A 26,098-nucleotide genomic window follows, 5' to 3' on the forward strand; every position below is an offset into this window, starting at 1 on the left:
TTATAGACAACACAACTATTGTTGCGATGTAAAATATCTATGGTCGCGACTAATTTTGTTTATCGAACTTGTCGAATCAACTGTTTTGGGCAACCCAAGACTTTATGTACTCTACAACCAAAGGCTCTGCCTTAGTTTCACAAAGCGAGAAAAACTCTGTGAGACTCTGTGTTCTGTCGAGGGGAAACGAAACGTCAGCAAAAAAGTTCTCTACAATATGGCCTGTATCGCTTTTTTCGTCTTCCAACCAAAGTTCACTCAACTGATTACGCCGGTCTAATCTGATGGTCGATTTCATTCTCATATTTGAATCAGACTTTGGGTCTTGCCATGACCGCATATCGACAATCAAATGAAACGGCTTTCCGCTTCGCCTTTTAAGACAGTCAGACAATTCTCCCAAATACCGGATATTTGTCGCCATATCCCAATCACCGCGAAGCGTGACTAGGATGCAGTTTTTAAACTGTTCAATGTGATACGGCGCGACTAGCATTTGTGTTTACTTCTCTTGAGCAAAATAATTGCATTACGGTTTCATATACTAAACGTAGTGTATAGAACAAAAAAGGAAGCACTATGGCTTCCTTTTTTAGCATCTTACTACAGATTCTAAGCCATTTGCTTAGTCATCGCCAAATTCGCGAATAATGCTATTGATGGTATCTTTTGCATCCCCTAACACCATACGGGTGTTATCTTTAAAGAACAGTGGGTTATCAACACCCGCAAAACCTGCATTCGCTGATCGCTTCAATACAAAGACAGTCTTAGCACGGTATGCTTCAATGACCGGCATACCGTAAATCGGGCTACCTTTCATCTCTTTGGCAGCAGGATTCACTACGTCATTAGCACCGATAACAATAACCACGTCGTAGTTTTCCATACGCGGGTTAACATCATCCATTTCATACAGCTGGTCATAAGGCACATCAGCCTCTGCAAGCAGCACGTTCATGTGTCCAGGCATGCGCCCTGCAACTGCGTGAATAGCGTAATCTACCGTACATCCGTTTTCTTCAAGCAGCGACTGTAATTCGCGAACCGCATGCTGTGCTTGTGCTACCGCCATACCGTAACCTGGCACCACCAAAACGGCTTGCGCAGCTTCAAGTACATAAAAGGCATCTTGCGCAGAAAGCACTTTAATTTCACCTTCTATCTTCTCACCTGCCTCAATAGGTTTCGCAAAGCCAGACAACAGCACGTTCATTAGCGAGCGATTCATGGCTTTACACATAATATTGGTAAGAATAAGACCTGACGCACCCACTAAAAGACCGGTCACAATCAAAATGGTATTTCCGGTGGCAAGACCAGCTGCAGAAGCCGCTACGCCTGAATAGCTGTTAAGCAGTGCAATAACCACTGGCATATCTGCACCGCCGATGGAGATAGTGGCCCACAACCCAAAGCTTAATGACAGCGCTATTGCACAGTAAATCCAAAGGGTATTGCTTGGTTCTGTGGTAAATAGATAGCCCACTACACCCATGCCAATAAGGTGCAAGACCGAGAGTTCGCGAAGGCCAGTAAAAATAACCGCCTTAGAGCTCATTTTACCTGACAGTTTTCCCCACGCGACCACAGAGCCAGAAAAGGTAATCCCCCCCACTAAAATTGTGAAAAACAGGGTTACGAAGGTAAATGTGCTTTGTGTATTGAGCGTTACCACACTCATGCCTGCAAGCGTCGCCCACCCTAGTAGTAACGATGCCGCACCACCAAAACCATTAAACAGAGAAACCATTTCTGGCATGGCGGTCATTTCAACCGTTTTCGCTTTCCACGCACCAAATGCACCGCCTAGCACAAAGCCAAGCAGAATATAGTGATAGCTGATAATTTGTTGATCAAGCAGGGTAACAACAACCGCTACTAGCATACCTACTGCTGAAACAAAGTTTCCTTTTTTGGCGGTATCTGGGTGGCTGAGTAATTTAAGACCTATTATAAATAGTGCAGCAGCAACTACGTACGCAAGGTTGATTATGGTTACGATATCATTCACTTGCGTACTCCTTATTTATCTTTCTTTTTGAACATGCCAAGCATGCGGTCGGTAACCAGATAGCCACCAACAACGTTAATACTTGCCAAGGCCACTGCCACTGTACCTAAAATAGTGGTCAGCAGATTGTTATCACTACCCGAAGCAACCAGCGCACCTACTAAGGTGATCCCCGAAATAGCGTTCGAACCTGACATTAAAGGCGTGTGCAAGGTTGCAGGTACTTTTCGAATAAGCTCAAAGCCTAAGAACGCAGCCAACAGTACAATGAAAAGTAAGTAGATGATTTCCATGATTAGGCTCCTTTATAGGCGTTAATAAGCATGTCATTGATTACCTTGCCATCGTGCGCAATCACACAACCGGCCAGAATGTCGTCCTCAAGATTCAAATCAAACGACTTACTATCGTCATCAAAGAACTCATCAATTAGGTTATAAATGTTGTTGGCGTACATGTCGGTTGCCGCTTTGGCCACATACTGACTCCAGTTACCATTGCCAATCACTTTTACACCGTTTATTTCAACTGTCTCACCGGCTACAGAGCCTTCAACATTCCCCCCCGATGTGGCCGCCATATCAACGACCACGCTACCGGGTTTCATAAGTGCTAATGTATCTTTCGAAATAAGAACGGGAGGTTTACGCCCAAATAGCTGCGCTGTTGTGATCACAATGTCGGAATCTGCAATAGCATCACGCTGTGCATCTTGCTGCTTTGCTTTTTGCTCTTCGGTGAGCTCTTTCGCATAACCGTCTTTGGTTTGCCCTGTCTCGCCGATATCTATTTTAAGGAATTTGCCGCCTAGCGATTCCACCTGCTCGGCCACAACAGGGCGCGTATCGTATGCAAGCACATTCGCCCCTAAGCGTTTCGCTGTCGCTATCGCTTGCAAACCTGCCACTCCCGCACCGATGATGAATACTTTTGCAGGCTTAATGGTGCCTGACGGCGTCATCATCATGGGTAAGATGGAAGGAAGCTGATTTGCCGCCTGCATTACCATGACATAACCCGCAAGACTTGCCTGTGAGCTCAATGCATCCATTTTCTGCGCGCGAGATGAACGTGGAATCATTTCCACAGAAATAGCCGTCAAACCTTTTTGGGCAATGCTCTCTACCAGCGACTGCTGAAAGAAAGGGTCGAGATGGCCCACCACAATGGCCCCTTTTTTCATCAGCCCCAATTGAACATCGGTAGGCTTGTTAACTGCTACGACCATATCTGCTGATGATAAATCTTCATTCACATTATCTATAACAGTAACACCAACATCTTCATATTCTTTATCTGAATAACCAGAGGACAGACCAGCACCTTTTTCAAGCAGCAGTGTCGCCCCTTTCTTTACCAGTCGTTGTGCACTACTTGGCGTAGCTGCACAGCGCTTTTCCACATTATTCAGCGGATCTGGCGATGTAGATTCATTAATTATTATGATTTTCACACGCTTTTCCTCTTATTTGGACTCTTTCGAGAATGACACCCTTTAATCAAATTAAAGCCATTTAATTCGCTTATGCTTATCATTCGTTGTCGAAATTAAAACCAAACCAACCAATCGTTTTGTTTATACTGCAAGGCCGAAAAGCGCTTGTAGCGATTACTTTTCGCGCAATGGCGCATCAAAACTACGCGAAAACACCATCAACAACTAGTATCTTTTACTTCATAGTCATAACTAACATTTATAAACATTTGGCATATTGTTGATTAATACACCCAATACAGTTCCATATATCTTGTGAATACACCATTTATTGTACAAAAAACAAACATACGTAAAGGTGTAATCGACGCGTAAAAATGATGCGTAAACAGCACTTTTTAAAATTTTGTTAAATTAATTTGGGGGATTTTACAAACCGTGTCGTCTTGAAGAGTTAACAGCGAAATGCTGTGAGAAAAGCCACATGGGGTGCACACCATTTGGCACATTAAAACTAACTTTTAGGACACACACCATCATGTATAGGAAAACCAAGCTTGCATGCTCAGTGGCAGCAGTTTTAGCGTCAGCTATTTCTGCAAATAGTGCATTTGCCCAAGACGCGCAACCCAACAATGACGTAGAAGTGATTGAGGTAAGTGGTATTCGTTCATCGGTTGCAAAATCAATGGATGTTAAACGCAGTTCTGCTGGCGTAGTTGACGCCATTAGTGCAGAAGATATTGGCGACTTTCCCGATACCAACTTAGCTGAATCACTACAGCGTATTACAGGCGTATCCATCGACCGCTCGGGCGGTGAGGGTCAACTTATTACCGTTCGTGGTTTTGGTCCTCAGTTTAATACGGTGCTTGTTAACGGCCGTCAAATGGCATCTGAAAACGATTCGCGCGCGTTTAGCTTCGACACTATTGCCTCTGAGCTTGTTAGCAGCCTTGACGTTCATAAAACGTCTACGGCTACTATGCAATCAGGTGGTGTGGGTTCAACTATCAACATCAATACGGCACGTCCTTTCGCGCTGAACGGCTTCAAAATGGCTGGCTCTGTGAAAGGCGTTTACGACGAAAACAGCGAAGAAACTACGCCACAGTTTTCTGGACTCATTAGCAATACATTTAACGATGACACGTTTGGTGTGTTATTGGCGGTTTCACACCAAGAACGTAAAACACGCCTTAATCAGGCTCAAATGGATGGATGGCTTGAAAACGTTGGTGTGCCAACCCCTGTCACTGAGTCGGGTCAAGCATGGACAGGCAACGTGTTTTCGCCACGCAACTACGATCACAAAGTAACCTTCGAAGAACGTACGCGTACCAATGCTAATTTGGTATTCCAATATGCCCCTAATGACAAGCTAGTGGTTACAGCAGATGCACTTTATTCAGATTTCGATGTAGAGTCAGAAGCCACCTCTTATGGGCACTGGTTTACTGCGCCTAATATCCAAGGCGTAGGGGATGATGGTAGCTTATTTGATACAAACGGTAATCGCCGTAGCCCAACCGTTGATGCTAACGGCACTATCATCGACTTGTATCAAGAAGTCGGTTTGGCAACTGATATGCACGCCAAGACGTTTGACCGTTTGACCGACACGTATGCCGTAGGCCTTAACTTCGATTATCAGTATTCTGATAACTTGAACTTGTCATTCGACTTAAGCCACTCAGAAGCAGAGCGCGAAGCAAATAACGGTGGTGGCGATCAGTTATCACTTATCGGGTATGCGAACCGTGTACGCTTTCAAGTTGACGACAACATCTTACCTGTGGCTAGCATGTTTGCCTCGCCCAACGCGAATATCTATAGCGGGCAGCAAGAGTTGAATGGCGCTATTGTTACTGGTCCAGACGGTTTCCCTATTTACAACCCTGCACTAACGCCTGACGGAGTAAGTAATCACCTTGATGAAGCGAATAGTCGTGCCCACGTAATGCTACGTCGCGGATGGGCAGTAGAAGACGAAGTAAGCCAGCTGCGTTTTGACGGTGAATATGTCACTGACGGAAGCGGCCTGACTGAAATTCGCTTTGGCGCACAGTACAGCACCGAAACCAAATCACTAACGCGCTGGGACAACGAAGGCGTTGGTATTCACTGTACGTACTGTGGTTACCCTGATTTACCTGAAATTCCAGCAGGTAGCCAATACGTTTTTGATGCCGGTAGCGACTTCCTTTCAGATGTTAGTGGTAGCGGCCGTATGCCAACCTCTTGGTTAGCCCACGATGGCGAAGCCAACTTTGCGTTTCTAGAGTCTTACTACCAAAGCGTTAATGGCGAAGCCATTAGTTTTGATGCGGTGCGTCGTAACAATAGCTTTGAAGTAGAAGAAGATATTATCTCTACTTACTTAGAGTTCGATTTTGAAGGCGAAGTGGCTGACATGTTCTTAAGTGCAACCGCAGGCGTGCGCTACGAAATGACAGACGTGACCGTTAACGGCACACAAGCCCCTATTACCGGCCTGACCATTTTGGATCAAACCGAAATGCTAGCCGGGTTTGGTGACGCACAAAGCATAGCCACTGAATCAGACTATGATGTGCTATTACCTAACTTCAGTGTACGTCTAGAAATTACTGACGACTTAATTGCGCGCTTTGCCGCGAGCTCAACCATTACTAGACCAACGCTTAATAGCATGTCGCCAGTAACAGTTATCACAACAACGCGTCAAGGCGGTGATTTAACGTCGACCAGCGGTAACCCAGCACTTGAACCGTTTAAGTCAGATAACCTCGACTTATCACTTGAATACTATTACGACGAAGCAAGCTACGCCTCAATTGGTTACTTCAGAAAGCTGGTTTCTAACTTCATCGTGAACAGTCAAGAAGACAAAACCTTTGAACTGGCTGATGGTAGCTTGCTGACTGACCCGTCAACGGGCAGCAATGCAGGCGCGCCAGATGCCAGTGACGCCGTAGCGGTATTTACAAACACCTTACCAAACAATGGTGAAGACGCCACGGTGGACGGCTTCGAGCTTGCCCTTCAACACACATTCGATAACGGCTTTGGTGTACTTGCCAACGGCACAATTGTTGACAGTGATGCCGAGCTTGATCCATTCGATATTAACCAAGTATTTGCGCTAACTGGGTTGAGTGATTCTTACAACTTAGTGGCTTTTTATGAAACTGACGACTATCAAATTCGTCTTGCCTACAACTGGCGTGACGAATTTGTTCAGTCGTTAACACAAGGGCAGGGTGACGGCCCAACTATTGTTGAGTCTTATCAACAACTTGACATTAGCGGTAGCTACAGCGTGACAGACAATGTAGAAATTTTCTTTGAAGGTATTAACCTAACAGAAGAGTTTGTACACAAGCGCGGACGCTTCGCTAATCACTTGTTGTTGGTTGAAGACAGCGGCAGACGTTGGGCTTTCGGTGTGCGCGGAAACTTTTAATTTCGCGTATTTAGGGCCAGCGATTGTTGGCCCTACATTCGTGGCTACCACTTGGTAGCCACAGTTTTTATTCAGGAACTCGATATGACAACAGCAACTCCCATAACGCACATTGTAGTAGTCGGTGGCGGCAGCGCAGGGTGGCTTACAGCTGGTCGTATTGCGGCACAACATCAGTGTGCTACCCGCAACAATATTAAAGTAACGCTAGTTGAAAGCCCTAATGTACCGATAATTGGTGTGGGTGAAGGCACCTGGCCCACGATGCGCTCCACGCTTATTGCACTGGGCATAAGTGAAACCACCTTTATCAAAGAATGCGATGCCACCTTTAAACAGGGAGCCAAGTTTGCAAAGTGGACGACCGGTGAAGAAGACGACTTCTACTATCATCCACTGATGCTGCCGCAAGGGTTTTCACAAGGGAATTTAGGGCCTTACTGGCAAACGGTAGCGCCAGATTTAAATGAGTCATTCTCACAAGCCGTATGCGTTCAAGAAGCCATATGCGAAGCAGGCTTAGCACCTAAAAGCATTCGTCACGCAGAGTTCGCAGGCACAGCAAACTATGCCTACCATTTGGACGCGGGCAAGTTCACTACATTTTTAACCAAACATTGCACTGAAAACCTTGGCGTTAACCATGTTTTAGCCGATGTGAGCCAAGTGCAAAGTGCAGATAATGGCGACATTAAGGCGCTTCATACGCAGCAAGGCGTCGTTATTGAGGGTGATTTGTTTGTAGACTGCACGGGCTTTAAATCGCTCTTGTTGGGCGAACACTTCAAAGTACCCTTTGTCCCCTGCGACGATGTGTTATTTATCGACCGAGCGCTAGCGGTACATGTACCTTACGAGAATGCGCATAGCCCTATTGCTTCACACACCATTTCCACCGCACAAGACGCCGGTTGGGTGTGGGATATTGGGCTACAGTCCCGTCGCGGTGTAGGCCATGTATATTCAAGCCGGCACCAAAGCAAAGACGATGCCTATGCACGACTAGACACCTACGTACGCCAGACCAGCGCGCTAAACGGTATTGGTGACTTGAATATAAAGGACATTACTATTCAAAGTGGTCACAGACAGCGTTTTTGGCAAAACAACTGTGTTGCCGTTGGCCTGGCAGCGGGCTTTTTAGAGCCCCTTGAAGCCTCAGCGCTGGTATTAGTGGAACTGTCCGCGTCAATGATTGCCGAGCAACTGCCCGCAAACCGCGCGGTTATGGATATTGTGGCTAAACGCTTTAACGATACTTTTTCGTATCGCTGGGCACGCATTATCGACTTTTTGAAGCTGCACTATATGTTAAGCAAGCGCGATGATAGCGCGTTTTGGCGAGACAACCGTGATAGCCAGACTATCCCTGACTCACTCAAAGAGCTACTGGCATTGTGGCAATACCACCCGCCAAGCGATAAAGACTTCACCAGTAACAATGAAGTATTCCCCGCAGCAAGCTATCAGTATGTGCTCTACGGCATGGGCTTTACCTCTGAGCTTGGTGCACATCAGCAGTGGGTGAATGCCGACTTTGCCAGCCAACAGCTAATGCAAAATAGAAAAGCACGCGCCATGGCCGTAGAAAAGCTGCCACAACATCGCGAGCTAATTAATAAAATTCACCAGTTCGGCTTACAAGCCGTTTAATCGACTAACAAGAAAAAGGACCCGCGTATGACAAACATGGTTGCTATTAATAATAAAGAGCATGCAGGCCTTAAAGTCACTAGCGACGCTTTAAACCTTAGCGCTAATCAGCACCTAGTACCTGTCGTAGTGTCTGAGCTAAACAAACTTGTAGTGCACTATCCTGTTGTAATCACCAAATTAGATGACTCGGGTCAATTTGGCTTATCGGCGTTACTTGGGTTTGAAGAAAACGAGAATTTGTTTTGGCAACAAGGCCAGTGGGATGGGGTTTATATTCCTGCACAGTTTGAGCGCCTGCCTTTTTATGTAGGCACAGAGCAGTCAAATACAAACGCACAGGCTAACCGTGTGCTGTGCATCGATATGGATAATTCATCGGTCAATGAACAAGACGGTAGCCCACTTTTCGACAACATGGGTGAACCAACCTCTTACCTTGTAGAAAAACAGCAAATATTGGCGCAGCTGCTTGATGGCGAAACGCAAAATCAGCGCTTTATCGCCGCGCTAGTGCAACACAATCTTATTACGCCATTTACCCTCGACATTACGTTTGAAAACGAAAGTAAAACGTCAATTACCGGGCTGTACACCATAGACGAAGACAAGCTTGCGGCACTAAGCCCACAAGCCATTGCCGATTTACATGCGCAAAATTTGTTGCAAAGTATCTATACGCTGGTAGCGTCAAATGCACAGATTTACGCGCTTATTGATAAAAAGAATAAAGCGAACAAAAACGCAGACGCATGGTTTCAAACTACCAACTAATTAACGTGGGCGAACGCGCCACGCCGGTCATTGTGATTGATGACTTTTTGCCTGATGCGCAAAGCATGGTCGACGTTATCGCCAAGCATCATCGCTTTGAGAAAAAAACAGATGACTTTTACCCTGGTGTAAGAAGTCATGCGCCTGATGCGTATGTCGCTCACCTAAATCGCACGTTGCCTGCGCTGTTCGCTGAATTAAACGGGGCTTTGGTCGATACCTCTCAGCCTCAGCTGGCAATGGCGCAGCTTTCTATTGCCAACCAACATCCAAGCCAGCTATCTCCCATTCAGTGTATTCCTCATATTGATACTCAACGCGATAATGAATGGGCATTAGTTCACTATTTGTTTTGTGTTCCTTTAGGGGGCACAGCCTTCTATCGACACAAAGAAACGGGGCTAGAGCGGGTTAATGCCAACCAATATCATCACTATTTTTCTACGCTAAAGCGCCAAGCCACCTCGGTAGGCTTGCCTGCTAAAGCGTACATCAATGGTGATACTGCGCTGTTTAAACAGATCGCCTGTGTAGAGGCGCAGTTTAATCGTGCGCTACTCTACCCTGCGAACTTGCTGCATAGCGGCTGTTTACCTAACGACATAGACCAAACTGCTTCACATGGTCGTCATCTCGATATCAAACATGCGAGGCTAACTGCCAATGCCAGCATTCTTTTTGACTAGCATACTGTTGCTGTGTAGCTAGAATGCTTATTGAGAAGCGCCTTTAGCTGACAGCTTAATAAAAGCAATCTCCTCGCCCCCTTTCACTTCTATTGGCTGCGTTAGCCCATCAATAGCGAAGGAGATTTTTTCATAACTTCTACCACCATGCTCTCTGGCCACTTCCACATGCAAAACGAGCGGTTTGTCGATGGCTACATTGCCGTAATCATCCAGCCCATCCCATACTATATGAAGCGGCTTGTTTTTCTTCGTTGCACCGGAAAAGCCATCAATTAAGCTTTCGTTATTGCGGCCAGCTTCTTTTCTGCCAACTCTGCGCCACCATGTGCGCAGTTCGCTTAGCCAACGTTCACTGGTGCCTCGAAGCGCTAAACTTTTAACGAGTCTATTTTTGTCGTCGCTTATCCACACACTGACGTATGGCCCACGATAATCCGCAATATCAAACATGGGTAGCGCGACATCTATGATTATTCCATCACTCACCGTACCTGTTTTATCACTTACGCCCGTGCGAGAGGCAAAGGTGTCGCTTGTAAACACCCGTCCATTTGCATCGACTAGCTTTAGGGCAAGCGAGGGCTGCGAATTCACTAAATCTAGCGACTGCTGCGCCGTTTTCGTTGCGCCAAAATGTAGCAGCAATGCAGCATCAAACGCGTTGCTAGCAAGTGCCGTCACTTCAAAACGCGCGCTTGGCCAGCCGTCGCTGTGGCTTATCACACCTTTTTCTTGCGATACTACCTGCGTATCTAAATAGGCGGGCCGTTGCCACGGCTTCAAGTGTGCCAACGTTGCGTTAGATAAACCCATCGCACGCCCATCAACCTGACTTTGCCATTTCGCATTGTTTGTAGAGAAATGCGTTTGCAGCGCATCCACGCTTATATGAAATTCAGAAACCCCGGCTGACGAGAGGAAATCGGCAATGCGCTCTACCACAAGTGCTGATGCAAAGGTGGTTAAATCCCACTGAATAGGTGCTGAAAACGCAATGCTATTGTTCTTGTTAAACGCTACATCGGCAATTCTGGCCACGCGTGCAAGGCGCCTTACTTCGCGACGCGAGAGCAACGTACCCGCCTTATCGTTGTCTGTACTTAAACTTGTGCTTGAAACGCCGCTTTTTCCATAGCTGTAGTCTCGCCAATAATCATAGAGTGCGCCATTACGACAGCTAATGTTTCCTTCGGTTTTTTGGAACCATTTTTCGCACCGCTCAATGGCGTTGAAAAGCCATGTTGGCAATGGCGTAGAATCGCCTTGATTTAACGCGTAAAGCGCGCCATGGATGTTATTTCTGTCGAGCGAAAGGTAAGTATCTTTCACTAGTGCTTCGATATTGGTTCGCTGAATTTCATTAAGCGTGCTATTGCTATCAAGCGTGATAACAGGAGCAGGCTGGCCGTTGGGCGCGGGAAATGTATATGACTCAGCAAAAACCGAAACACTAGCAGCTAACGCCGCTAGTGCTGTTATTACCAATAAACTACGCAAGGCCATTATTCGCTAGCTTGTGCAGTAGTAGTCGTGTTTTGCTCACGCTCTCGCGGCTTAGGTGCAGGGTCGGCAAGCGTTAGAAAGCCATCGCCATTAGTGTCATAACGATTAAATGCTGCAAAGCCCGATACCATATACTCGGCAAAGGTCATCTTTTTATCTTCGTCAGTATCTAACACACCAAAACGTACGTAGGTTTGCTTAATTTGCCCGTCGTATGTTTTTTTAATTTGAGCATCAAGCCTATCTTCAAACTCAAGCACATACTCTTGCTCGGTAAGCGACCCGTCGCTATTTTCGTCGGTGCGCTGAAACTGTGCTTCGCGAACAGCATTAAACTCGTCTTTAGTCACAACATCATCGCCATTTTGATCATAAAGCGTCACAAAGCCTTCAATATTGTGGCTTGTTGGCATACGTAACATAGGGCGCTGCTTAAGTGTAGGCGCGCTATCGGCATCACTTTGCGAGGCGCGACGTGGGGCTGGTTCAGGGTCACCTTTCGCAACAACGCCATCTTTGTCGGCATCCATACGGGCAAAGCTGCGTTCGCCCACGGCTTCAACTTCGTCTAAGGTAATGCGATCATCATCATTTTTATCTACCGCATGAAAACGGATATGCGTTTGCTTCACCGAGGCTTTTCTGTCTTCAGCCAAGCGCGTTTCCATTTTGCCTTCCCACTCGTACACATACTCGCTCTCATCAAGCACGCCATCACCATTCTTGTCAGAGGCAGCAAATCGCGCACGGCGTGCATCAACAAATTCCTCTAAAGGCAAAGACTGATCTTTGTTTAAGTCGTAGGTAAGAATAATGCCGCTCGCGCTATGCGGGGCAGCCGTAGCGGTGCCTCCTAAAGCCACTGCGCCTGCCGCGATAAGGAATGCGGTTTTCACTGCTGCGGTTACTTGTTTCATTGTTGTTTTCTCCGGTCTGCGTTGTGATTAAAAGGCTTCGAATGAAAGCGTGGTGGTGTAGCTATACGTCGGCACATCAGCGCCTTTTGGCGCATCGGTGCGCAAGCGAACCTGCATCAAATAAACGCCTTGCTTTTCGGGGGTGAATGACGCTTCTCCGGCATTGTTCGTAGTGACTTTCTCCACATCTGATTCTTCGGCAAACTGATCTTTGCCTTCATAAAATGCCACTTCGTGGTTCGCAACTGGTTCACCGTTGTAAAGCACATTAAAGTCGAAACTCTCGCCGCTAAAAAGGCTGTTAGGGTGCATAACGGGCACTATCTCAAGCCCTTCGTTGCGCGGTTTAAGGGCAGTCTCAGTTGGGCCTTTTTTGGTGACATAGGTACTGGCGAAAGTAACAGACTGAAAATGCTCAGTGAGCTCTGCACCTTCTGGCAGCGGCTTGTCGTTACCACGCATTGAGCCTCGCTCGCCATCTTTCATGTAAACACGAAACACCGCGCCCATTCGCTTACCGGTAGAAAACTGGTACGTACCTTCTTCTTCTAACGTGTGCTCCAGCACATTGCGCGTAGACAAGTTAACCACCTCATCCACATTCTGTTTGTTACCACTTGGCGTTATCACTTCAAATGACGCGTTGGAAACGGCCGCTTCTGGCACAAAAAACTGCTCGGCGAACGAAGCGTCTAGCGTTATTTTGCCGCCGCGAACAGGTTCAAACTGAAGTGGCTTTAAGTAAGCAACATGAGCCAATGCACTGCCACTAAGACAGCTAGCAAGCAACAAGTTAAGGCTGATAAGCGAGTGTTTTTTCATGGTGTTTTTTTGTTCTGGTAGTGAAAAAGTGAAAATATACTATTGCAAATGATAATTGTTATCAATAGTATTTAGATCAAATTTTGACACCGGGATGTGTCGAATCTCGTTTTGACAGGCACGAGAAAATAACGCGAAACACTTCACTCACACTCTAGATTATTTGGGAAAGACATGACTTTTAGACTCTCTTTAGTTTCTATTGCATTAGGCTGTGCGCTATCACTACCTGCTGTGGCACAACAAACTGAATTGGCGGTGACCAAAGCAGAAAGCGAAGAAACGCTTACCACCACAGTTGAGGCTGTGCTTGATACAGACGCCCTGTCAAAGCGTTCAATTACAAACATTGAAGACACCGCGCGCTATATTCCTGGTGTTCAGGTAAACGACACTGGTAACCGCTTCGGTAACGATGGCTTTAACATTCGTGGTCTTGAAGGCGACGCTGTTGCAGTAACCATTGACGGTATTGGTCAGGGTGAAACCCTTAACCCTGGTTCATTTGCAGCTTACGGTATGTTTGGCTCGAGTCGTGGTGAGGTAGAAGTTGAGCACGTAAAGGCTATCACTATTACCAAGGGACCTAGCGCGGTGGCACAAGGCTCAGGCTCATTGGCAGGCTCAGTCACGTATGTGACCAATGATGCCGCCGATTTCTTAGCAAGCACTGGCGACGACACAACCTTTAAACTTAAAACCGGGTTTGATGCGCGGTCTGACGAATGGCTTGTTCACGGTACTGTAGCCAATAGAACGAATAACCTAGAATCGTTAGTGCAATACACAATGCGCGATAGCAGCGAGACACAAGCGCATAGTAATGGCAATGCCATTGAGGGGGCAGGTCGCGGACAAGCAGATCCAATGGATTCACAATTGGACGCCGTGTTAATTAAACTGGCTTACAATTATTCAGACCACCAGCAATTCGGTTTGGTTTATGAAAACACCCAGCGCGATACCGACGGCATCCTTCTGTCACGAGAAAGCAGCACCTATTTTGATTTTACTTCGCAAGACCAAAATAACCGCGAACGACTTGGTGCATTTTATAGTGCTGATAACGTACAATCGGCATTAGCAGACAGTATCGATGTACGACTAAATTACCAAGAATTGTATACCGCTGGTGTAACCAACTTTTTGTTTGCCGCTGGCCCCACCGACCCTATTTTACGCTCTGAAGACCGTAATTTTACTCAAGAACAAGTAAGCCTGAATGTCGATATCGCCAAGTCAATTAATGGTGATATTAATCATGAGATTATTTATGGCCTGAGCTATCAGCAAGTTGATGCCAGTGCACAAATGTACGACCGTCGCTATGCAGGCGCTACAGTAAGTGCAGGTATACTTGACGGCTACCCCATTCGCGACCAAAGCTTTGTACCTGAATCTGAAAAAACGATATTTACCGCCTACCTTGCTGACACTGTTACGCTTAGCGATGTACTCACCGTAAATGCAGGCCTTAGATACGATACTACAGAATACACGCCAACTATTGACGATACATTCTCTGACCCAACAGGGCTAAGTATTCAAGATGCTGACTTTAGTGCTGTTGTAGGTGAACTAGGGGCAACCTACACATTTGCGAAGGGTCATTCACTCAATGCGCGAATTGCGCAAGGCTATCAAGCCCCTACACTTCAAGACCTTTACTTTGGCACTAATTCGGGCGACGAAGCAGTAGATATTGTGACAGGTAACACGTTTATTGACCTTGACCGTATTGCAAATGGTGAGCTAGAAGCACAAGAGTCGATGAATTATGAGCTTACCTACGTGGGTAATTTTGAAAATGGTAACGTGAGTGTGTCTGTATTTAGAACCGACTACACCAACATGATTCAAGATGAAACTTTCTCAAACCCTTATGATGCCGTACTTACCCAGCAGGTGTGCAGTCGCTTTGGTTGTTCCGTTGAAGTAAGCAGCGAAGATACCTTCACGCAACCTCAAAATACCGGAGAAATTACCGTTGACGGTATTGAAGTATCAGCCTCTTATGACTTCACAGCCAACTGGCGTGGGCAATTTGCTTACACCGCATTGAACGGCGAATACGACACAGCGTCGAGCTTTAATGATGCCGGTGATGATTTAGAAACCATTGCACCAGATACCGCCACCATGGCACTTTCGTATGTTTCTGACAACCGTGACTGGGGCGCTGAGTTGGTTGCTATTACCAGTAAGGGCGTTGATGAAACCTCGCAAACGAGCTTCACCTCACTTAACAATGGCGACGGCCCGGCATATTACCCAAGTGGTTACACCGTGTTTGATTTGATGGCGTTTTACGATATTACTGATAACTTGCGCTTTACCACAGCGATTTATAATTTAACTGACAAAGAGTATTACCGCTGGGAAGTAATGAACAACGTGCGTACAGGTACAGGTGGCTTTTTCTCTGGCGTTAGCGACAACGGCTATCAGCGTTTCTCTGAACCAGGTAGAAGCATAAGCGCCTACGTTACGTATCAGTTTTAATTGATACACTGCGCATTAAAAAGCGAAGCTTGCCTTATTCAGGTGGCTTCGCTTTTTGCGTTTACGCTAAAAATAGATGGGGATGTGATCGAAAGTCTCTCTTAGTGCGTTAATTGGGTAACATTTTATTAGTGAGTACCTGTAATGTTTGGCCTTTTTAAATCAAACCCTACCAAAAAACTTCGCAAGCAATACGATGCTTTACTTGAAAAAGCGATGCATGCTCAGCGCAACGGCGATATAAAAACTTATTCAATGCTTACTGCCCAATCAGAAGAACTGTGGAAGGAAATTGAGCGTTTAGAAAATCCTAAATAGGCATTAGTAAATAAGATTAACACCCAACGCATAACGAGCGCCGGCATCTTGCACTAACAGCAGGTGATTACTAAAACGACCGCGCTTATGCACAGTTTCATTAGTGATATTAATGCCTTCAAAAAATACCGATAAATGCGGGCTTAACTGGTAAGACGCACTCACATCCCACTGTTCATAAGGACTAACAAAGGTGGGTTCAGTGCTTTGAGTTTGGTTTAATGATTGCAAGAAACCGTCGCGGTGGTTCCACGCCAATCGCCACTGCAATGCATCTCTCTCGTAAAACAGCACCATGTTTTTCGCCCCTGACAAGCCAGTAAGAGCAAAGGTAGACTGCACGTTGGCTGTATCTAGCTCGGCGTTACTATCTACAAAACTGGCGTTAGCTTGAATACCCCAACCTGACTCACCAAACAAATGTTGCACGGCTATTTCAACGCCTTCAACGGTGGCCGAGCGTCCATTGTTAGGCGATATTACTGAAAACTGCGCTAATTCATCTTGATCATCTGGCGCGTTGGTATTACTTCCGGTACTTGGGTCGGTGACACCATTAAACGAAAGCGTATTGCTTTGGCTAACAATAAAATTATCTACGGTTTTTCGAAAATAACTCGCCGACAAATAGCTGTTGTCTTGATAATAGTGCTCAATAGCCAAGTCGATGTTTTGGGCTTCGAAAGGTTTCAATTGCGCGTTACCAATGCGAGCACGTAAATCACCGCCTTGGCGGGTAGTGGTATAAGTAACGCCTGGCGACATCTGTTCTAGTGTTGGTTGAGTAATACTGTGGCTATAGGCAACGCGAAATACCCACTGATCAAGCCAATTCGCTTTAACACTGAAACTAGGAAGGAAATTACTATAGTTAGATGCTTCTTCAATGCCAACAGAGGCACCAAATTCTTGCCCCAGCTCGGTTTGATCAAGTATCACTAATGCCGAAAGTTGCTCATCGACACCTGTCACATTTACATCAGTATATTCAGCGCGAATGCCAGCATGTATATCAACAAACCACGGCGCGAAATCTTTCTCTATAGCAGCTTGTGCATAGGCAGCATAGACGGTTTCTTTCACTGCAAATGAGCTGCCCCGCGTTTCTGGCGCCAAACTCACATTGCCTGCTTGTTCCAAAAAACGAAACAACGTATCGCCGTCGTGGCGCAACCACTGATTAGGTATATGCTCGTGTCCACTAATAGTACTTAAGAAATCATCACCCGCGTCGAATACCGATTGAAAATTGTCGGGAATATCAGGGGAGTCGAAATACCCACAAAAAGTGCAGTGTCTGGCATCCGCTTCATTATCTCGTCGTTCGTTAGCTTTTTCTCGCTGCGTTACCGCCGCGCCCATATCAAGTTTACTAAACCACTGCTGCTCACCTAGCACACTGATATTGACCTTTGCTTGGCCAATGTCATCATCGATGCTCCACCCTCGTCTCAACATAACATGTGCGCGACCATTAGCGGCATCAAGATAAGGTCCAACGCCTACGGGCTCTCCGAGCGCATTAACTTGCGCTGGATTGGCGGCTTCAAAACCAAAAATTGCGGGTAGCACCGTGTTTCGTGTGTGATCGAACGAAGAGCGATTTAAATATCCAATGAGTGAAAGTGCATTACCCTCGCCATTGTTGTCATTCACTGATGCAGATGAGTATGAAACATCCGCATCCATAATAATATTGGGCGCAACAATCCAGTTAGCATCTACGCCATAACTATGCAGTGACGAAGAGCGGTTGAAGGTTCTAGCATGAAAATCGGTGGCATGACCGCTATTTTGAGAAAACGCTACGGCCGTACCATTAGGGTCTAATGTCACGTCCTCTAAATTGCTTGAAGTAAACCAATGACCCATAGAGGTTGCCGATGTTTCAACATCGAACGTTGACCCTAAGTAATCCGCTGACAATTCAAACGTACTGTTTGGGCGATATTGAACAACCAGCGTACCACCTGTTCGTGTACGCTCGTCAAACCTCACTCGTTGATCATAATTTCTTGGCACGTAAAGCGTGTTTGTGCTTGCTGATAGTTCATCAGCTGGAATATTAGTATTTACCAACCACCCGTCAATTTGCGCCTCATCAAGACGTGCTTCTCGTTGGTATTGATTGAACGACGCTAATACGCCAAGCGTATTGTTTAAGTAGGTATTACTAAACAACGCTGTTGTTGAAGGCGTATAGGCCTTGGAATTGGTGTCGTACTGCATTTTTACACTACCTGCAGCGCGCATCCCCTTAAAGGACAATGGCTTGGCAGTTTGTATATCAATGGTAGAGCCTATACCACCCGACTGCATTGCTGCCTGATTTTGTTTGTACACGGTAACGCTACTTACAATTTCAGAGGCTAGGGTATCAAAACTAAACTCGCGGCCCAGCTTATCACTGGCCATAGGCCTGCCATTAAGCAATACACGATTAAACTCTGGCCCAAAACCGCGTACCGTGACCAACTGACCTTCACCCTCAGCGCGGTCGATAGAAACGCCCGAGACACGCTGTAGGGCTTCAGCAAGATTTTGGTCGGGGAACTTGCCCATATCAACGGCACCAATCGTGTCCATAATGACACTGGCATTTCGCTTAATACCAACCGATTGCGCTACCTTCGCACGAAGCCCTCTTACTTCGATAAACTCAATGCGGTAATTGCCCTTATCATCAGGTACGGTGACTAAGCTTTCATCTTGCGCTGTAAGTGAACTAAATAGTCGCGAAATGACATGCTCATCGCGCGGCTTATTACGTGTAGATTCAATTTTTATACGACTCTTATCAACAATATTCGCTTGTAAGTGCGTATTTGCCAAAAGCATTGCTATTGCTTCTTGCGGTGTATAGTTACCACTCACTTCATTTGCAAAAGTATGGCGTACTTCGTTGTATGGAAAGACAACTGTTAGCCCGGCTTGACTAGCAAACGCAATGAGTGCCTCGTCGGCACTTTGGGCAGGAATTGAAAAGGCGATTACCTGGTGAACTGCGGGGTGTTCTGTGGCATTTGTGCTTTTATCGGTACTTTTATCGGTACTTTTATCGGCGCTTTTATCGGTGCTTGGGTCAGTACTTTGGCGTAAATACTGGGCATCAGACTGCTCGTGGGGTAAGACAGATTGTGCACATACGGGTAAGCACAGCCCACCAACTACCAAACTTACCGCTAGCGACACAGTGCGCGGCGTAAATGGCAGCAAAGCTAGCGTTGAGCGGTGGCGTATTCCCAAAGGCATTATCTTATTATTTTCATTAGTTTTTTTATTGCAGGCTCTAGCGTCTCAGTATTTTTTTGAACGCGAAGTTACCAAATTCAACTGCTTTTTTGTTTTAAACTAGCGGCGCATTATATACAACCTATTAACAAATTTAATTTCTCATTGATGTTTTTCATTGCTAATTGAAAAAACATTGGGGGAAAATGACCGCGCACTCGTCTGTATAAGTAACAACGATAAAAAATAACAATATGCCCATAGAAACAGCCATACATAATGCCTATATGTCGGCCCGTGGTTCGATGGCTAAAATGCTATCGCGACTTGTGCCGCCTAAAGAAGTGGATGATATTCTCCAGGATACCTACGTGCGTTTATGTCAGGCGAAATCGACAGAGCATATTAAAGAGCCCAAATCATTTTTGTTTAAAACAGCAAAAAATTTGGCATACGACCATTTAAAACGCGCCGATACGCGTATGGTCGACGACAGTGTTGAAGTGGCACAAGCGCTTGAAAGCGCGATAAGTGGTATTGACGATGAAACGTTCAACAACAATGCTACACAACAAGAATTTAAGCTATTTTGTGATGCAGTGCGCGCGCTCCCAAAACAATGTAGGCGCGCATTTGTATTAAAGAAAGTGTATGGCTACTCTCTTAAAGAGATTGCCCAAGAGTTAGAGATAAGCGAAAAAACCGTGGAAAAACATATTGCCGAAGGTATAAAACGATGCACCTTGTTTATGCGCCGGCAAGGTAGCGAAAGCAGCCCGCAATCACGGCCAAGCGCTTATATACGTAGTGGGCATTCAAACAGTGAGCGGGTAAAGAGAGACGCACATGACTAATTCACCAAACCAGTCGCCAGACAATGTAGTACCTTTAAAAAGCGACGAGCGCGTGCTGGATGAAGCAAGCATGTGGTTGGTTAAGCTAGAGAGTGGGCTCGACGCTGAACAAACGAACGCACTTAAAGCGTGGTTGGCTATTCCTTTGCATCGCGACACCTTTTTAGAAATGGTGGCACTATGGGACAAAATGTCGGTACTTAATGAGTTGGCGGATATCGTACCTCACGCGCCTGAGTCTAGCGATAAGACCGTAACGCACTTGGCTAATTTGCGCTGGAAGCGTCCGATGGCTATTGCTGCGTCCTTGCTGTTAGTGGGGGTGTTGAGTTTTCAAGGTTTTCAGATTTTCTCATCGCAACCGCAAAGTAACGATATTGCGCAAGTGGCGCGCTATTCATTACAAGCATCGACTAAACCCGGTGAACACAAAAGCATTAGTTTAGAAGATGGCAGTACACTGTGGCTCAACACCAATTCGCAGGTCAATATTGCGTTTACTGATACGTCTCGCACGATAGAACTTCTGCGCGGTGAACTTCATATAGAAGTAGCCAAAGACAAACAGCGACCGCTTAATGTGCTGGCGGCAGGGAAAGCGATTCAAGCCGTTGGTACCGCATTTAATGTGCAATATCATCGCGGCGACCTAGAGCTTGTTGTTACTGAGGGTGTCGTAGAGGTAGCCAGCTATACGTTAACGCAAACCGACGGCAATAGACTTTTGGCCCCAGTGATCAAATCCACAAACAATGCGATGACCTTGGTTCAAGGTCAAAAGTCAGTGCTCTCTTTACCAAATAGCACTGTGGAGCCTATTTCAGAACAAGATATTGCCAATGACTTGAGTTGGCGTGAAGGCAAAATTGTATTTCGCGGTGAAACGCTCATAAATGTTATTGAAGAGGTTAGCCGCTACACTGACAAGACCGTAGTGCTTGGCGATACCTCGTTAGCCAATCTACAAGTTGCAGGCCTATTTAACACCAACGATGTTGATGCACTAATTGCGACATTGGCAGACAATTTACAAATTTCGACAGACTATACTGACGATACCATTGTGCTTCGCTCGCGCGTGCAGTAACACGCAAAAGCGAAGCACCTCTCGCCCTTTTAGTACTAAGCCCTTACAATAACGTTTCACCGAAATAGAAATGATAGTAAAGGTCATATCGCTATGCCTCTTAATACAAACCAACAAAATACCCAACGCATAAGAACTGTATTAATGCTGTTAATAACAGTACTTGGCAGCATAGCGACAGCGCCAGTCTATGCCATTGAGGCAGGGCAGTATTATTATTTCATATCAGACAAATGCGTTGCCAAAGGCCCACAAACACCTGAAGAACGTGGTGCAGCAACCCCTGACATCATGTTATTTGAAGTTGTCCCTGCTGGTATCAGTGACTATTACGTAAATATGAATACACAAGCATTAGTGCACTACACCGAAGAAGGACAAGCTCAACTAAGTAGCTTGGAGTCTGAGCAAGCCTATACCGCGGGCAAAGACGGCAGCAGCGTACACCACGATTTTATGCTTCAGCGCGAAGCTATCACCCTTAAAAACCTCATTGAGACCCTCAACAGCTTTTCGCAGCTACAGTCTGACAAAGGGTATTACTTTAAGAAAATAGTAGGACTTACCAATCCCAATACCACATTTAAGGCAGTAACTCGGGTTCGTTTAACCGATAACGGTATTGATAATAGAATGCTGCTTGCGAATTATTCTAGCAGCTATTACCGGCTAGATAGCGAAGGTACGGCAGCTATAACGCCCTTTATTACCGTTGATCACAACGAAGCATTACGCCGCGATATCCATGAAAAAGGCAGCCCTTACGCCATTTACACCAAGCACAGTGTGTGTGGTGAAAAATGGATACCCGGTAACTAGTATGTATAGGCTCCACAACAATTTAATGTTTTTTACGAGCAACAGTTTCGACACATTAGCGGGAGACTTCTACACTTACCTTACGGTCATTAATAGGTAAGATGCTCTGAAAAAAAGTCACTTTGTACCCAAGCGCATCTACTCATTGCGCTTAACATTATTTGTATTGCTTAGTATTGCGCTAGTGGCACTTATTTTTACGGCCCCCAATACCGTGTACTTTTTCAATAAACAGTATACTTTAAGCTCGCAGTTTCATTCGCTCAAATTGCTTGCTCAGGAAATTACCTATCACGATGAAGTGCTTTCTATGTCAGCACTGGCTGCCGCCTTGGATGACGATGACAAATGGCGTGACCGATACCTCAAGTACGAAGCCTCGCTAGATGAATCCCTTCAAAAGGCATCAGAGTTAGACCCTAGCATTGCACGTTTCTTTGAAGATACCGCACAAGCTAATAATCAATTAATTGCCCTTGAAAAACGCGCTTTTGAATTAGCAGCCCAAAATCAACGGGCCCAAGCCATACAACTATTGAAAAGTGATCAATATCAAGCTTATAAAATGGCGTTTAGTGACGGACTGACCAATGCCATAGATGAAGTACTTAAACGCACACAGTTCGACATAAATAGAAGCCAAGAGCAGCGTGGTTTCTATTTGATCCTTTCGATGGTTATCTCTTTTTTGTTTGTCCTTGTACTGTGGTATTTCCTTATTCGCTACGTGCGGCTTACTGAAAAGGCAATTGAAGGGGTTGCGAAAGAAGATGAACTCTCGGGGCTGTTAAATCGTCGCGAATTTAATCGGGTAATGAAATACGAGATTAATCGCGCTCATCGCGAGAAGAGTCTGTTAATGCTCATCATTTTAGATTTAGATGAGTTCAAACGATATAATGATAAATATGGGCATCCTGAAGGGGATGCCGTAATAGAACGAGTAGGAAAGCTATTAACTCGTCTCAGTAGAAGGGCAAATGAATACGCGTTTCGCACTGGCGGAGAAGAATTTGCGTTCGTGGCGACATGCGATAACCGCGAAAACGGACTCAAATTCTGCCAATCACTGTGTGAGCAAGTTGCCCAACTGAACATTGAGCATATCAGCAACCCGCCTCATAAAATAGTGACGGCTTCATGTGGAATTGCATTTGCAAAGCCAGAAGAAGCGCTATTAACGGTAACTGAATTGTACTCTCATGCCGACAAAGCACTCTATCAGGCGAAACATGCAGGCAAGAATCAATATGCAGAGTATAACCACAGTACTGTCTCGCAATCAGAGCAACAATATTCGTAGCGCGTAACAACACGCATAAATAACGCAATGGCGCGCTTACTTGCTGCGATAAAGGGTTTTTATAAGGTGATAACCAAAACGCGTTTTCACAGGACCGTGTACCTTAAGTACTTCTTTCTTAAACACCACATCGTCAAAAGCTTTCACCATCTGACCACGACGAAACTCTCCCAAATCGCCGCCGCGCTTGCCAGAAGGACAGGTAGAGTGGCGTTTTGCAAGCGTAGCAAAATCTTTTCCTTTCTTTAACTGCTCAAGAATAGACAAGGCTTCTTTTTCGGTTTTAACCAAGATGTGAACGGCAGATGCTGTGGCCATGTGTGTGCTCAGTAAGTAAATATAGCCGTTATTATAACGCAACCCGCTTATGCCGTTAAGATTTCAAGCCCTTTGACCTTTGCGAATACACAGTGCGAGATAAGCACATGCACAGTAAGTAACACTTGCTTACAACTCAATATGGCGCCTAACAATTAATCAGCTTGCTAGTTCTTAGCTCTATTGCTATAACCTTATACTATGTATTGCATAGTATAAGGTTATACATTTAAAAATGACGGAAACAAACGACGCCAATGCAAAATGGGATGCGCAGTTGCGAAAGGGCACGCTTGAACTTGCGGTACTCGGTGCCTTGCAGCACGAAGCCAAGTATGGCCTGGCACTTCTTAATTACTTTCGCACTTTCGACACAATGCAGATCACCGAAGGCACACTGTATCCATTGTTGGACAGATTGAAGCGAGAAGGTGTGCTAACCGCCTCATGGCAGCAAGAAGGCGAGCAACGCCCCAGAAAGTTCTATGCACTTACCACATTAGGGCATCAAAAACTCAACGAACTCAGTGCGCGCTGGCAGCGTTCAGTTGAAGATTTACAGCAGCTTTTGGATGCACCATTAAAAAAGAAGGAATCTGACAATGAGTGAAAGAAAAAAGGTAAGACAGTATTTGGATAACCTCAATCGCTACTTGAGCCCATTAAGTGATTATGAAGCTCAGGAAGTGGTTAGAGAAATAGAATCTCATATTTACGATACCATTGATGATATTGAAATACGGGGAGAAATTGCTGACGTTGAGGTTATCTTAGACCGTCTGGGCGCCCCAAGAGAATTAGCACAGCAGTATGTTGGACACATTCAGCATGGTACACCACCTCCAACAGGCTTTGCCGCCATCCCGCTCGTTAAAAAGGGGCTTTCGCGCACAGTAAGCGTGAGTCTTATGTGTTTTGGGTATTTTTGTGGCATCGCACTAATCGCTTTAGCATTTGCCAATTTACTCATTCCCAATGGCATTGGTGTTTGGAGTGAAGCTGATGGCAACTCAATCGTTATCGGCATGCTAGAAAACCCTATGCTCGCACAAGAAAACAATGAGGTAATACGCGGCTTTTGGCTATCACCTGTAGCGCTAATTGCTGGTTATCTTATACTCATGATGACACACAAAGTGCTTCAGTTTATTCGCCAATTTTCATCTGAGGCCCATCATGATTAAATCCATAATGCGCTCGCTAGGTCACTTTCTATTGGTGTCGCTTGTTATTGTATCGATTGGTGCTGTCGTTGGTTTTACTCAACACGCGTCTATCAGTTTAGGCGACGCTCCGCTTGCGTATAAGGTAGGTAACGAGGGCCCTTATGTTTTTTATGAAGAAGATAAGCTTGCCGTAAGTTATATCAGAGGAAACCGTGATAGTGGCTTTAGCGTTGAAAAAAAGCACTACCCTGCGCATGAACCAGTTTCTGCCTCGGCGTATTTTGCATTAGATGACAGTACGTTTGACTTTACTATTTCGCCACTGAATTCCATAGAGCAAGCCGTATACGACACTTCATCGCCCATTATTGCTATTAGCGATTTGGAAGGGAATTACAAGGCGTTGCGCGACTTCTTGATAGCCAATAATGTCATCACACCCGAACTAGAATGGTCTTTTAACGACGGTCATCTGGTGTTACTTGGCGATATGGTTGATAGAGGCTTTTCTACCACCCAACTACTCTGGTTTATCTACAAGTTGGAACAAGATGCCCGTAAAGCCGGTGGTAAAGTGCATGTTATCGTAGGCAATCACGAAATAAAAAATATGCAAGGTAATGTTAAGTCTGCGGCCAACAAATACATTCCCATTGCAGGCTTTCTAGAAAAGTCACCCTCTGAGCTGCTTGGCGAAGACGCTTTTTTAGGTCGCTGGCTGGCTACCAAAAACACCATTGAACGTATTAATGGGCACCTGTTTGTTCACGGTGGCATTCACCCTGACATAGTCAAACTCGACTTTTCCATTGATGAGATCAACACCATTAATCGACGCTACTATCAACGCATGTACTACCCTGGACTTGCAGATGAAAGAACGTCGGTTGTAATCTCTACCACCACAGGCCCAGCATGGTATCGAGGTTACTTTAAAGACGAAGTAGACAAAGTATTATTTGATCAGACGCTTACACACTTTTCGGCCAAGTCGATAACTGTTGGGCATACCCTGCAATTCAGCGTAAATAGTCACTATGACGACAAACTCTTCGCCATTGATGTAAAACACCCCAACGATTACCGCGCAAGCATACCGATTAAACACTCAGAAGGTTTAATGATTCAGCAAGATTCCTTTTATCGCTTATTGGATGACGGCGAGAAAATCGCGCTAACCAAATCATAAAACCTCATTCGTACAGCAATTCCGACAAGTGCCTTATCAAAAAATTAGGACGCGTCAGC

At 45.6% G+C, this 26,098-nt stretch carries 22 protein-coding genes; 13 read left to right on the forward strand and 9 right to left on the reverse strand.

The genetic code is table 11. The features are described from left to right. Positions 1-76: 76 nt before the first annotated feature. The 4 genes from OZ660_RS18815 to OZ660_RS18830 all read right to left on the reverse strand — a co-directional run bounded on the left by OZ660_RS18815 (position 77) and on the right by OZ660_RS18830 (position 3,467). Entirely contained in the window at positions 77-496 is a 420-nt protein-coding gene (locus OZ660_RS18815) for an arginine decarboxylase (protein WP_274742008.1), read from the reverse strand. Positions 497-625: 129 nt separating this feature from the next. Continuing rightward, positions 626-2,014, reverse strand: a complete 1,389-nt coding sequence (locus OZ660_RS18820; RefSeq protein WP_202262858.1) for an NAD(P)(+) transhydrogenase (Re/Si-specific) subunit beta — start codon at positions 2,012-2,014, stop codon at positions 626-628. Positions 2,015-2,025: 11 nt separating this feature from the next. Further along, on the reverse strand, positions 2,026-2,307 hold the full coding sequence (locus tag OZ660_RS18825; RefSeq protein ID WP_202262859.1) for an NAD(P) transhydrogenase subunit alpha: 282 nt from the start codon (positions 2,305-2,307) through the stop codon (positions 2,026-2,028). Positions 2,308-2,309: 2 nt separating this feature from the next. Further along, complete coding sequence (locus OZ660_RS18830) at positions 2,310-3,467, reverse strand: NAD(P) transhydrogenase subunit alpha (protein ID WP_274742009.1); 1,158 nt, start codon at positions 3,465-3,467, stop codon at positions 2,310-2,312. 520 nt (positions 3,468-3,987) lie between these two features. Between OZ660_RS18830 and OZ660_RS18835 the strand changes: the two genes are divergently transcribed. From OZ660_RS18835 to OZ660_RS18850, 4 genes are all read left to right on the forward strand, one after another. Beyond that, positions 3,988-6,894 (forward strand): TonB-dependent receptor, encoded by a 2,907-nt coding sequence (locus OZ660_RS18835; protein ID WP_274742010.1) that lies wholly within the window; start codon positions 3,988-3,990, stop codon positions 6,892-6,894. Between the two features lie 84 nt (positions 6,895-6,978). After that, positions 6,979-8,547, forward strand: a complete 1,569-nt coding sequence (locus OZ660_RS18840) for a tryptophan halogenase family protein (protein WP_274742011.1) — start codon at positions 6,979-6,981, stop codon at positions 8,545-8,547. A 27-nt stretch (positions 8,548-8,574) separates the two neighbouring features. Beyond that, positions 8,575-9,321 carry a SapC family protein gene (locus tag OZ660_RS18845; protein ID WP_274742012.1) on the forward strand — a complete coding sequence of 249 codons (747 nt, stop codon included), beginning with the start codon at positions 8,575-8,577 and terminating at the stop codon, positions 9,319-9,321. Beyond that, positions 9,300-10,007, forward strand: a complete 708-nt coding sequence (locus OZ660_RS18850; protein WP_274742013.1) for a DUF6445 family protein — start codon at positions 9,300-9,302, stop codon at positions 10,005-10,007. Before OZ660_RS18845 ends, OZ660_RS18850 begins: the two co-directional genes overlap by 22 nt. A gap of 27 nt (positions 10,008-10,034) precedes the next feature. Here OZ660_RS18850 and OZ660_RS18855 read toward each other — a convergent pair whose 3' ends face one another. Genes OZ660_RS18855 through OZ660_RS18865 form a run of 3 tightly spaced genes read right to left on the reverse strand, consistent with a single transcriptional unit; the run spans position 10,035 to position 13,252 of the window. Continuing rightward, positions 10,035-11,513, reverse strand: a complete 1,479-nt coding sequence (locus OZ660_RS18855; RefSeq protein WP_274742014.1) for a DUF2271 domain-containing protein — start codon at positions 11,511-11,513, stop codon at positions 10,035-10,037. Next, complete coding sequence (locus OZ660_RS18860) at positions 11,513-12,430, reverse strand: calcium-binding protein (RefSeq protein ID WP_274742015.1); 918 nt, start codon at positions 12,428-12,430, stop codon at positions 11,513-11,515. Before OZ660_RS18860 ends, OZ660_RS18855 begins: the two co-directional genes overlap by 1 nt. A gap of 27 nt (positions 12,431-12,457) precedes the next feature. After that, positions 12,458-13,252, reverse strand: coding sequence for a DUF4198 domain-containing protein (locus OZ660_RS18865; RefSeq protein WP_274742016.1), 795 nt, complete (start codon positions 13,250-13,252; stop codon positions 12,458-12,460). A 174-nt stretch (positions 13,253-13,426) separates the two neighbouring features. Here OZ660_RS18865 and OZ660_RS18870 point away from each other — a divergent pair, with 174 nt between their 5' ends. Together OZ660_RS18870 and OZ660_RS18875 are read left to right on the forward strand one after the other, a co-directional pair. Continuing rightward, positions 13,427-15,754 carry a TonB-dependent hemoglobin/transferrin/lactoferrin family receptor gene (locus OZ660_RS18870; protein WP_274742017.1) on the forward strand — a complete coding sequence of 776 codons (2,328 nt, stop codon included), beginning with the start codon at positions 13,427-13,429 and terminating at the stop codon, positions 15,752-15,754. A gap of 144 nt (positions 15,755-15,898) precedes the next feature. After that, positions 15,899-16,072 (forward strand): DUF6435 family protein, encoded by a 174-nt coding sequence (locus OZ660_RS18875; protein WP_159625672.1) that lies wholly within the window; start codon positions 15,899-15,901, stop codon positions 16,070-16,072. A 3-nt stretch (positions 16,073-16,075) separates the two neighbouring features. Here the strand turns inward: OZ660_RS18875 and OZ660_RS18880 are convergent, their stop codons facing one another. After that, a complete protein-coding gene (locus OZ660_RS18880) occupies positions 16,076-19,324 on the reverse strand; it encodes a TonB-dependent receptor (protein ID WP_274742018.1) in 3,249 nt (1,082 codons plus the stop codon). A gap of 233 nt (positions 19,325-19,557) precedes the next feature. Between OZ660_RS18880 and OZ660_RS18885 the strand changes: the two genes are divergently transcribed. The 4 genes from OZ660_RS18885 to OZ660_RS18900 all read left to right on the forward strand — a co-directional run bounded on the left by OZ660_RS18885 (position 19,558) and on the right by OZ660_RS18900 (position 23,366). Further along, positions 19,558-20,157 carry a sigma-70 family RNA polymerase sigma factor gene (locus OZ660_RS18885; protein ID WP_202262868.1) on the forward strand — a complete coding sequence of 200 codons (600 nt, stop codon included), beginning with the start codon at positions 19,558-19,560 and terminating at the stop codon, positions 20,155-20,157. Next, the gene (locus tag OZ660_RS18890; protein WP_274742019.1) at positions 20,150-21,244 is read left to right on the forward strand and encodes a FecR family protein; all 1,095 of its coding nucleotides are present in this window, start codon (positions 20,150-20,152) and stop codon (positions 21,242-21,244) included. The genes OZ660_RS18885 and OZ660_RS18890 overlap by 8 nt, the downstream gene beginning before the upstream one ends. 93 nt (positions 21,245-21,337) lie before the next feature. Continuing rightward, positions 21,338-22,063 (forward strand): hypothetical protein, encoded by a 726-nt coding sequence (locus OZ660_RS18895; protein WP_274742020.1) that lies wholly within the window; start codon positions 21,338-21,340, stop codon positions 22,061-22,063. Positions 22,064-22,247: 184 nt separating this feature from the next. After that, positions 22,248-23,366: a GGDEF domain-containing protein gene (locus OZ660_RS18900; protein ID WP_274742021.1), complete on the forward strand. Its 1,119-nt coding sequence runs from the start codon at positions 22,248-22,250 to the stop codon at positions 23,364-23,366. A 36-nt stretch (positions 23,367-23,402) separates the two neighbouring features. On the opposite strand, the gene ppiC is transcribed toward OZ660_RS18900, so the two are convergent. Further along, positions 23,403-23,684, reverse strand: a complete 282-nt coding sequence (gene ppiC / locus OZ660_RS18905) for a peptidylprolyl isomerase PpiC (RefSeq protein WP_159625658.1) — start codon at positions 23,682-23,684, stop codon at positions 23,403-23,405. 235 nt (positions 23,685-23,919) lie between these two features. On the opposite strand from ppiC, the gene OZ660_RS18910 reads away from it, so the two are divergent. From OZ660_RS18910 to OZ660_RS18920, 3 genes are read left to right on the forward strand one after another with little or no spacing between them, the layout of a single operon-like run. Beyond that, complete coding sequence (locus OZ660_RS18910) at positions 23,920-24,294, forward strand: PadR family transcriptional regulator (RefSeq protein WP_274742022.1); 375 nt, start codon at positions 23,920-23,922, stop codon at positions 24,292-24,294. Continuing rightward, entirely contained in the window at positions 24,287-24,868 is a 582-nt protein-coding gene (locus OZ660_RS18915) for an HAAS signaling domain-containing protein (protein WP_202262873.1), read from the forward strand. The genes OZ660_RS18910 and OZ660_RS18915 overlap by 8 nt, the downstream gene beginning before the upstream one ends. Beyond that, positions 24,861-26,039 carry a metallophosphoesterase gene (locus OZ660_RS18920; protein ID WP_274742023.1) on the forward strand — a complete coding sequence of 393 codons (1,179 nt, stop codon included), beginning with the start codon at positions 24,861-24,863 and terminating at the stop codon, positions 26,037-26,039. The genes OZ660_RS18915 and OZ660_RS18920 overlap by 8 nt, the downstream gene beginning before the upstream one ends. The last annotated feature ends 59 nt before the right edge of the window (positions 26,040-26,098 follow it).

The organism is Alteromonas sp. 009811495 (assembly GCF_028865455.1).
In the GTDB taxonomy this organism is placed as follows: domain Bacteria; phylum Pseudomonadota; class Gammaproteobacteria; order Enterobacterales; family Alteromonadaceae; genus Alteromonas.

What these genes read in the sequence shown, in the direction of transcription:
- OZ660_RS18840 (WP_274742011.1), top strand. Translation starts at nt 6,979, where the DNA reads ATGACAACAGCAACTCCCATAACGCACATTGTAGTAGTCGGTGGCGGC.
- OZ660_RS18815 (WP_274742008.1), bottom strand. Translation starts at nt 496, where the DNA reads ATGCTAGTCGCGCCGTATCACATTGAACAGTTTAAAAACTGCATCCTA.
- OZ660_RS18855 (WP_274742014.1), bottom strand. Translation starts at nt 11,513, where the DNA reads ATGGCCTTGCGTAGTTTATTGGTAATAACAGCACTAGCGGCGTTAGCT.
- OZ660_RS18915 (WP_202262873.1), top strand. Translation starts at nt 24,287, where the DNA reads ATGAGTGAAAGAAAAAAGGTAAGACAGTATTTGGATAACCTCAATCGC.
- OZ660_RS18865 (WP_274742016.1), bottom strand. Translation starts at nt 13,252, where the DNA reads ATGAAAAAACACTCGCTTATCAGCCTTAACTTGTTGCTTGCTAGCTGT.
- OZ660_RS18850 (WP_274742013.1), top strand. Translation starts at nt 9,300, where the DNA reads ATGGTTTCAAACTACCAACTAATTAACGTGGGCGAACGCGCCACGCCG.
- ppiC (WP_159625658.1), bottom strand. Translation starts at nt 23,684, where the DNA reads ATGGCCACAGCATCTGCCGTTCACATCTTGGTTAAAACCGAAAAAGAA.
- OZ660_RS18860 (WP_274742015.1), bottom strand. Translation starts at nt 12,430, where the DNA reads ATGAAACAAGTAACCGCAGCAGTGAAAACCGCATTCCTTATCGCGGCA.
- OZ660_RS18910 (WP_274742022.1), top strand. Translation starts at nt 23,920, where the DNA reads ATGACGGAAACAAACGACGCCAATGCAAAATGGGATGCGCAGTTGCGA.
- OZ660_RS18885 (WP_202262868.1), top strand. Translation starts at nt 19,558, where the DNA reads ATGCCCATAGAAACAGCCATACATAATGCCTATATGTCGGCCCGTGGT.
- OZ660_RS18895 (WP_274742020.1), top strand. Translation starts at nt 21,338, where the DNA reads ATGCCTCTTAATACAAACCAACAAAATACCCAACGCATAAGAACTGTA.
- OZ660_RS18875 (WP_159625672.1), top strand. Translation starts at nt 15,899, where the DNA reads ATGTTTGGCCTTTTTAAATCAAACCCTACCAAAAAACTTCGCAAGCAA.
- OZ660_RS18920 (WP_274742023.1), top strand. Translation starts at nt 24,861, where the DNA reads ATGATTAAATCCATAATGCGCTCGCTAGGTCACTTTCTATTGGTGTCG.
- OZ660_RS18870 (WP_274742017.1), top strand. Translation starts at nt 13,427, where the DNA reads ATGACTTTTAGACTCTCTTTAGTTTCTATTGCATTAGGCTGTGCGCTA.
- OZ660_RS18880 (WP_274742018.1), bottom strand. Translation starts at nt 19,324, where the DNA reads ATGCCTTTGGGAATACGCCACCGCTCAACGCTAGCTTTGCTGCCATTT.
- OZ660_RS18835 (WP_274742010.1), top strand. Translation starts at nt 3,988, where the DNA reads ATGTATAGGAAAACCAAGCTTGCATGCTCAGTGGCAGCAGTTTTAGCG.
- OZ660_RS18845 (WP_274742012.1), top strand. Translation starts at nt 8,575, where the DNA reads ATGACAAACATGGTTGCTATTAATAATAAAGAGCATGCAGGCCTTAAA.
- OZ660_RS18825 (WP_202262859.1), bottom strand. Translation starts at nt 2,307, where the DNA reads ATGGAAATCATCTACTTACTTTTCATTGTACTGTTGGCTGCGTTCTTA.
- OZ660_RS18890 (WP_274742019.1), top strand. Translation starts at nt 20,150, where the DNA reads ATGACTAATTCACCAAACCAGTCGCCAGACAATGTAGTACCTTTAAAA.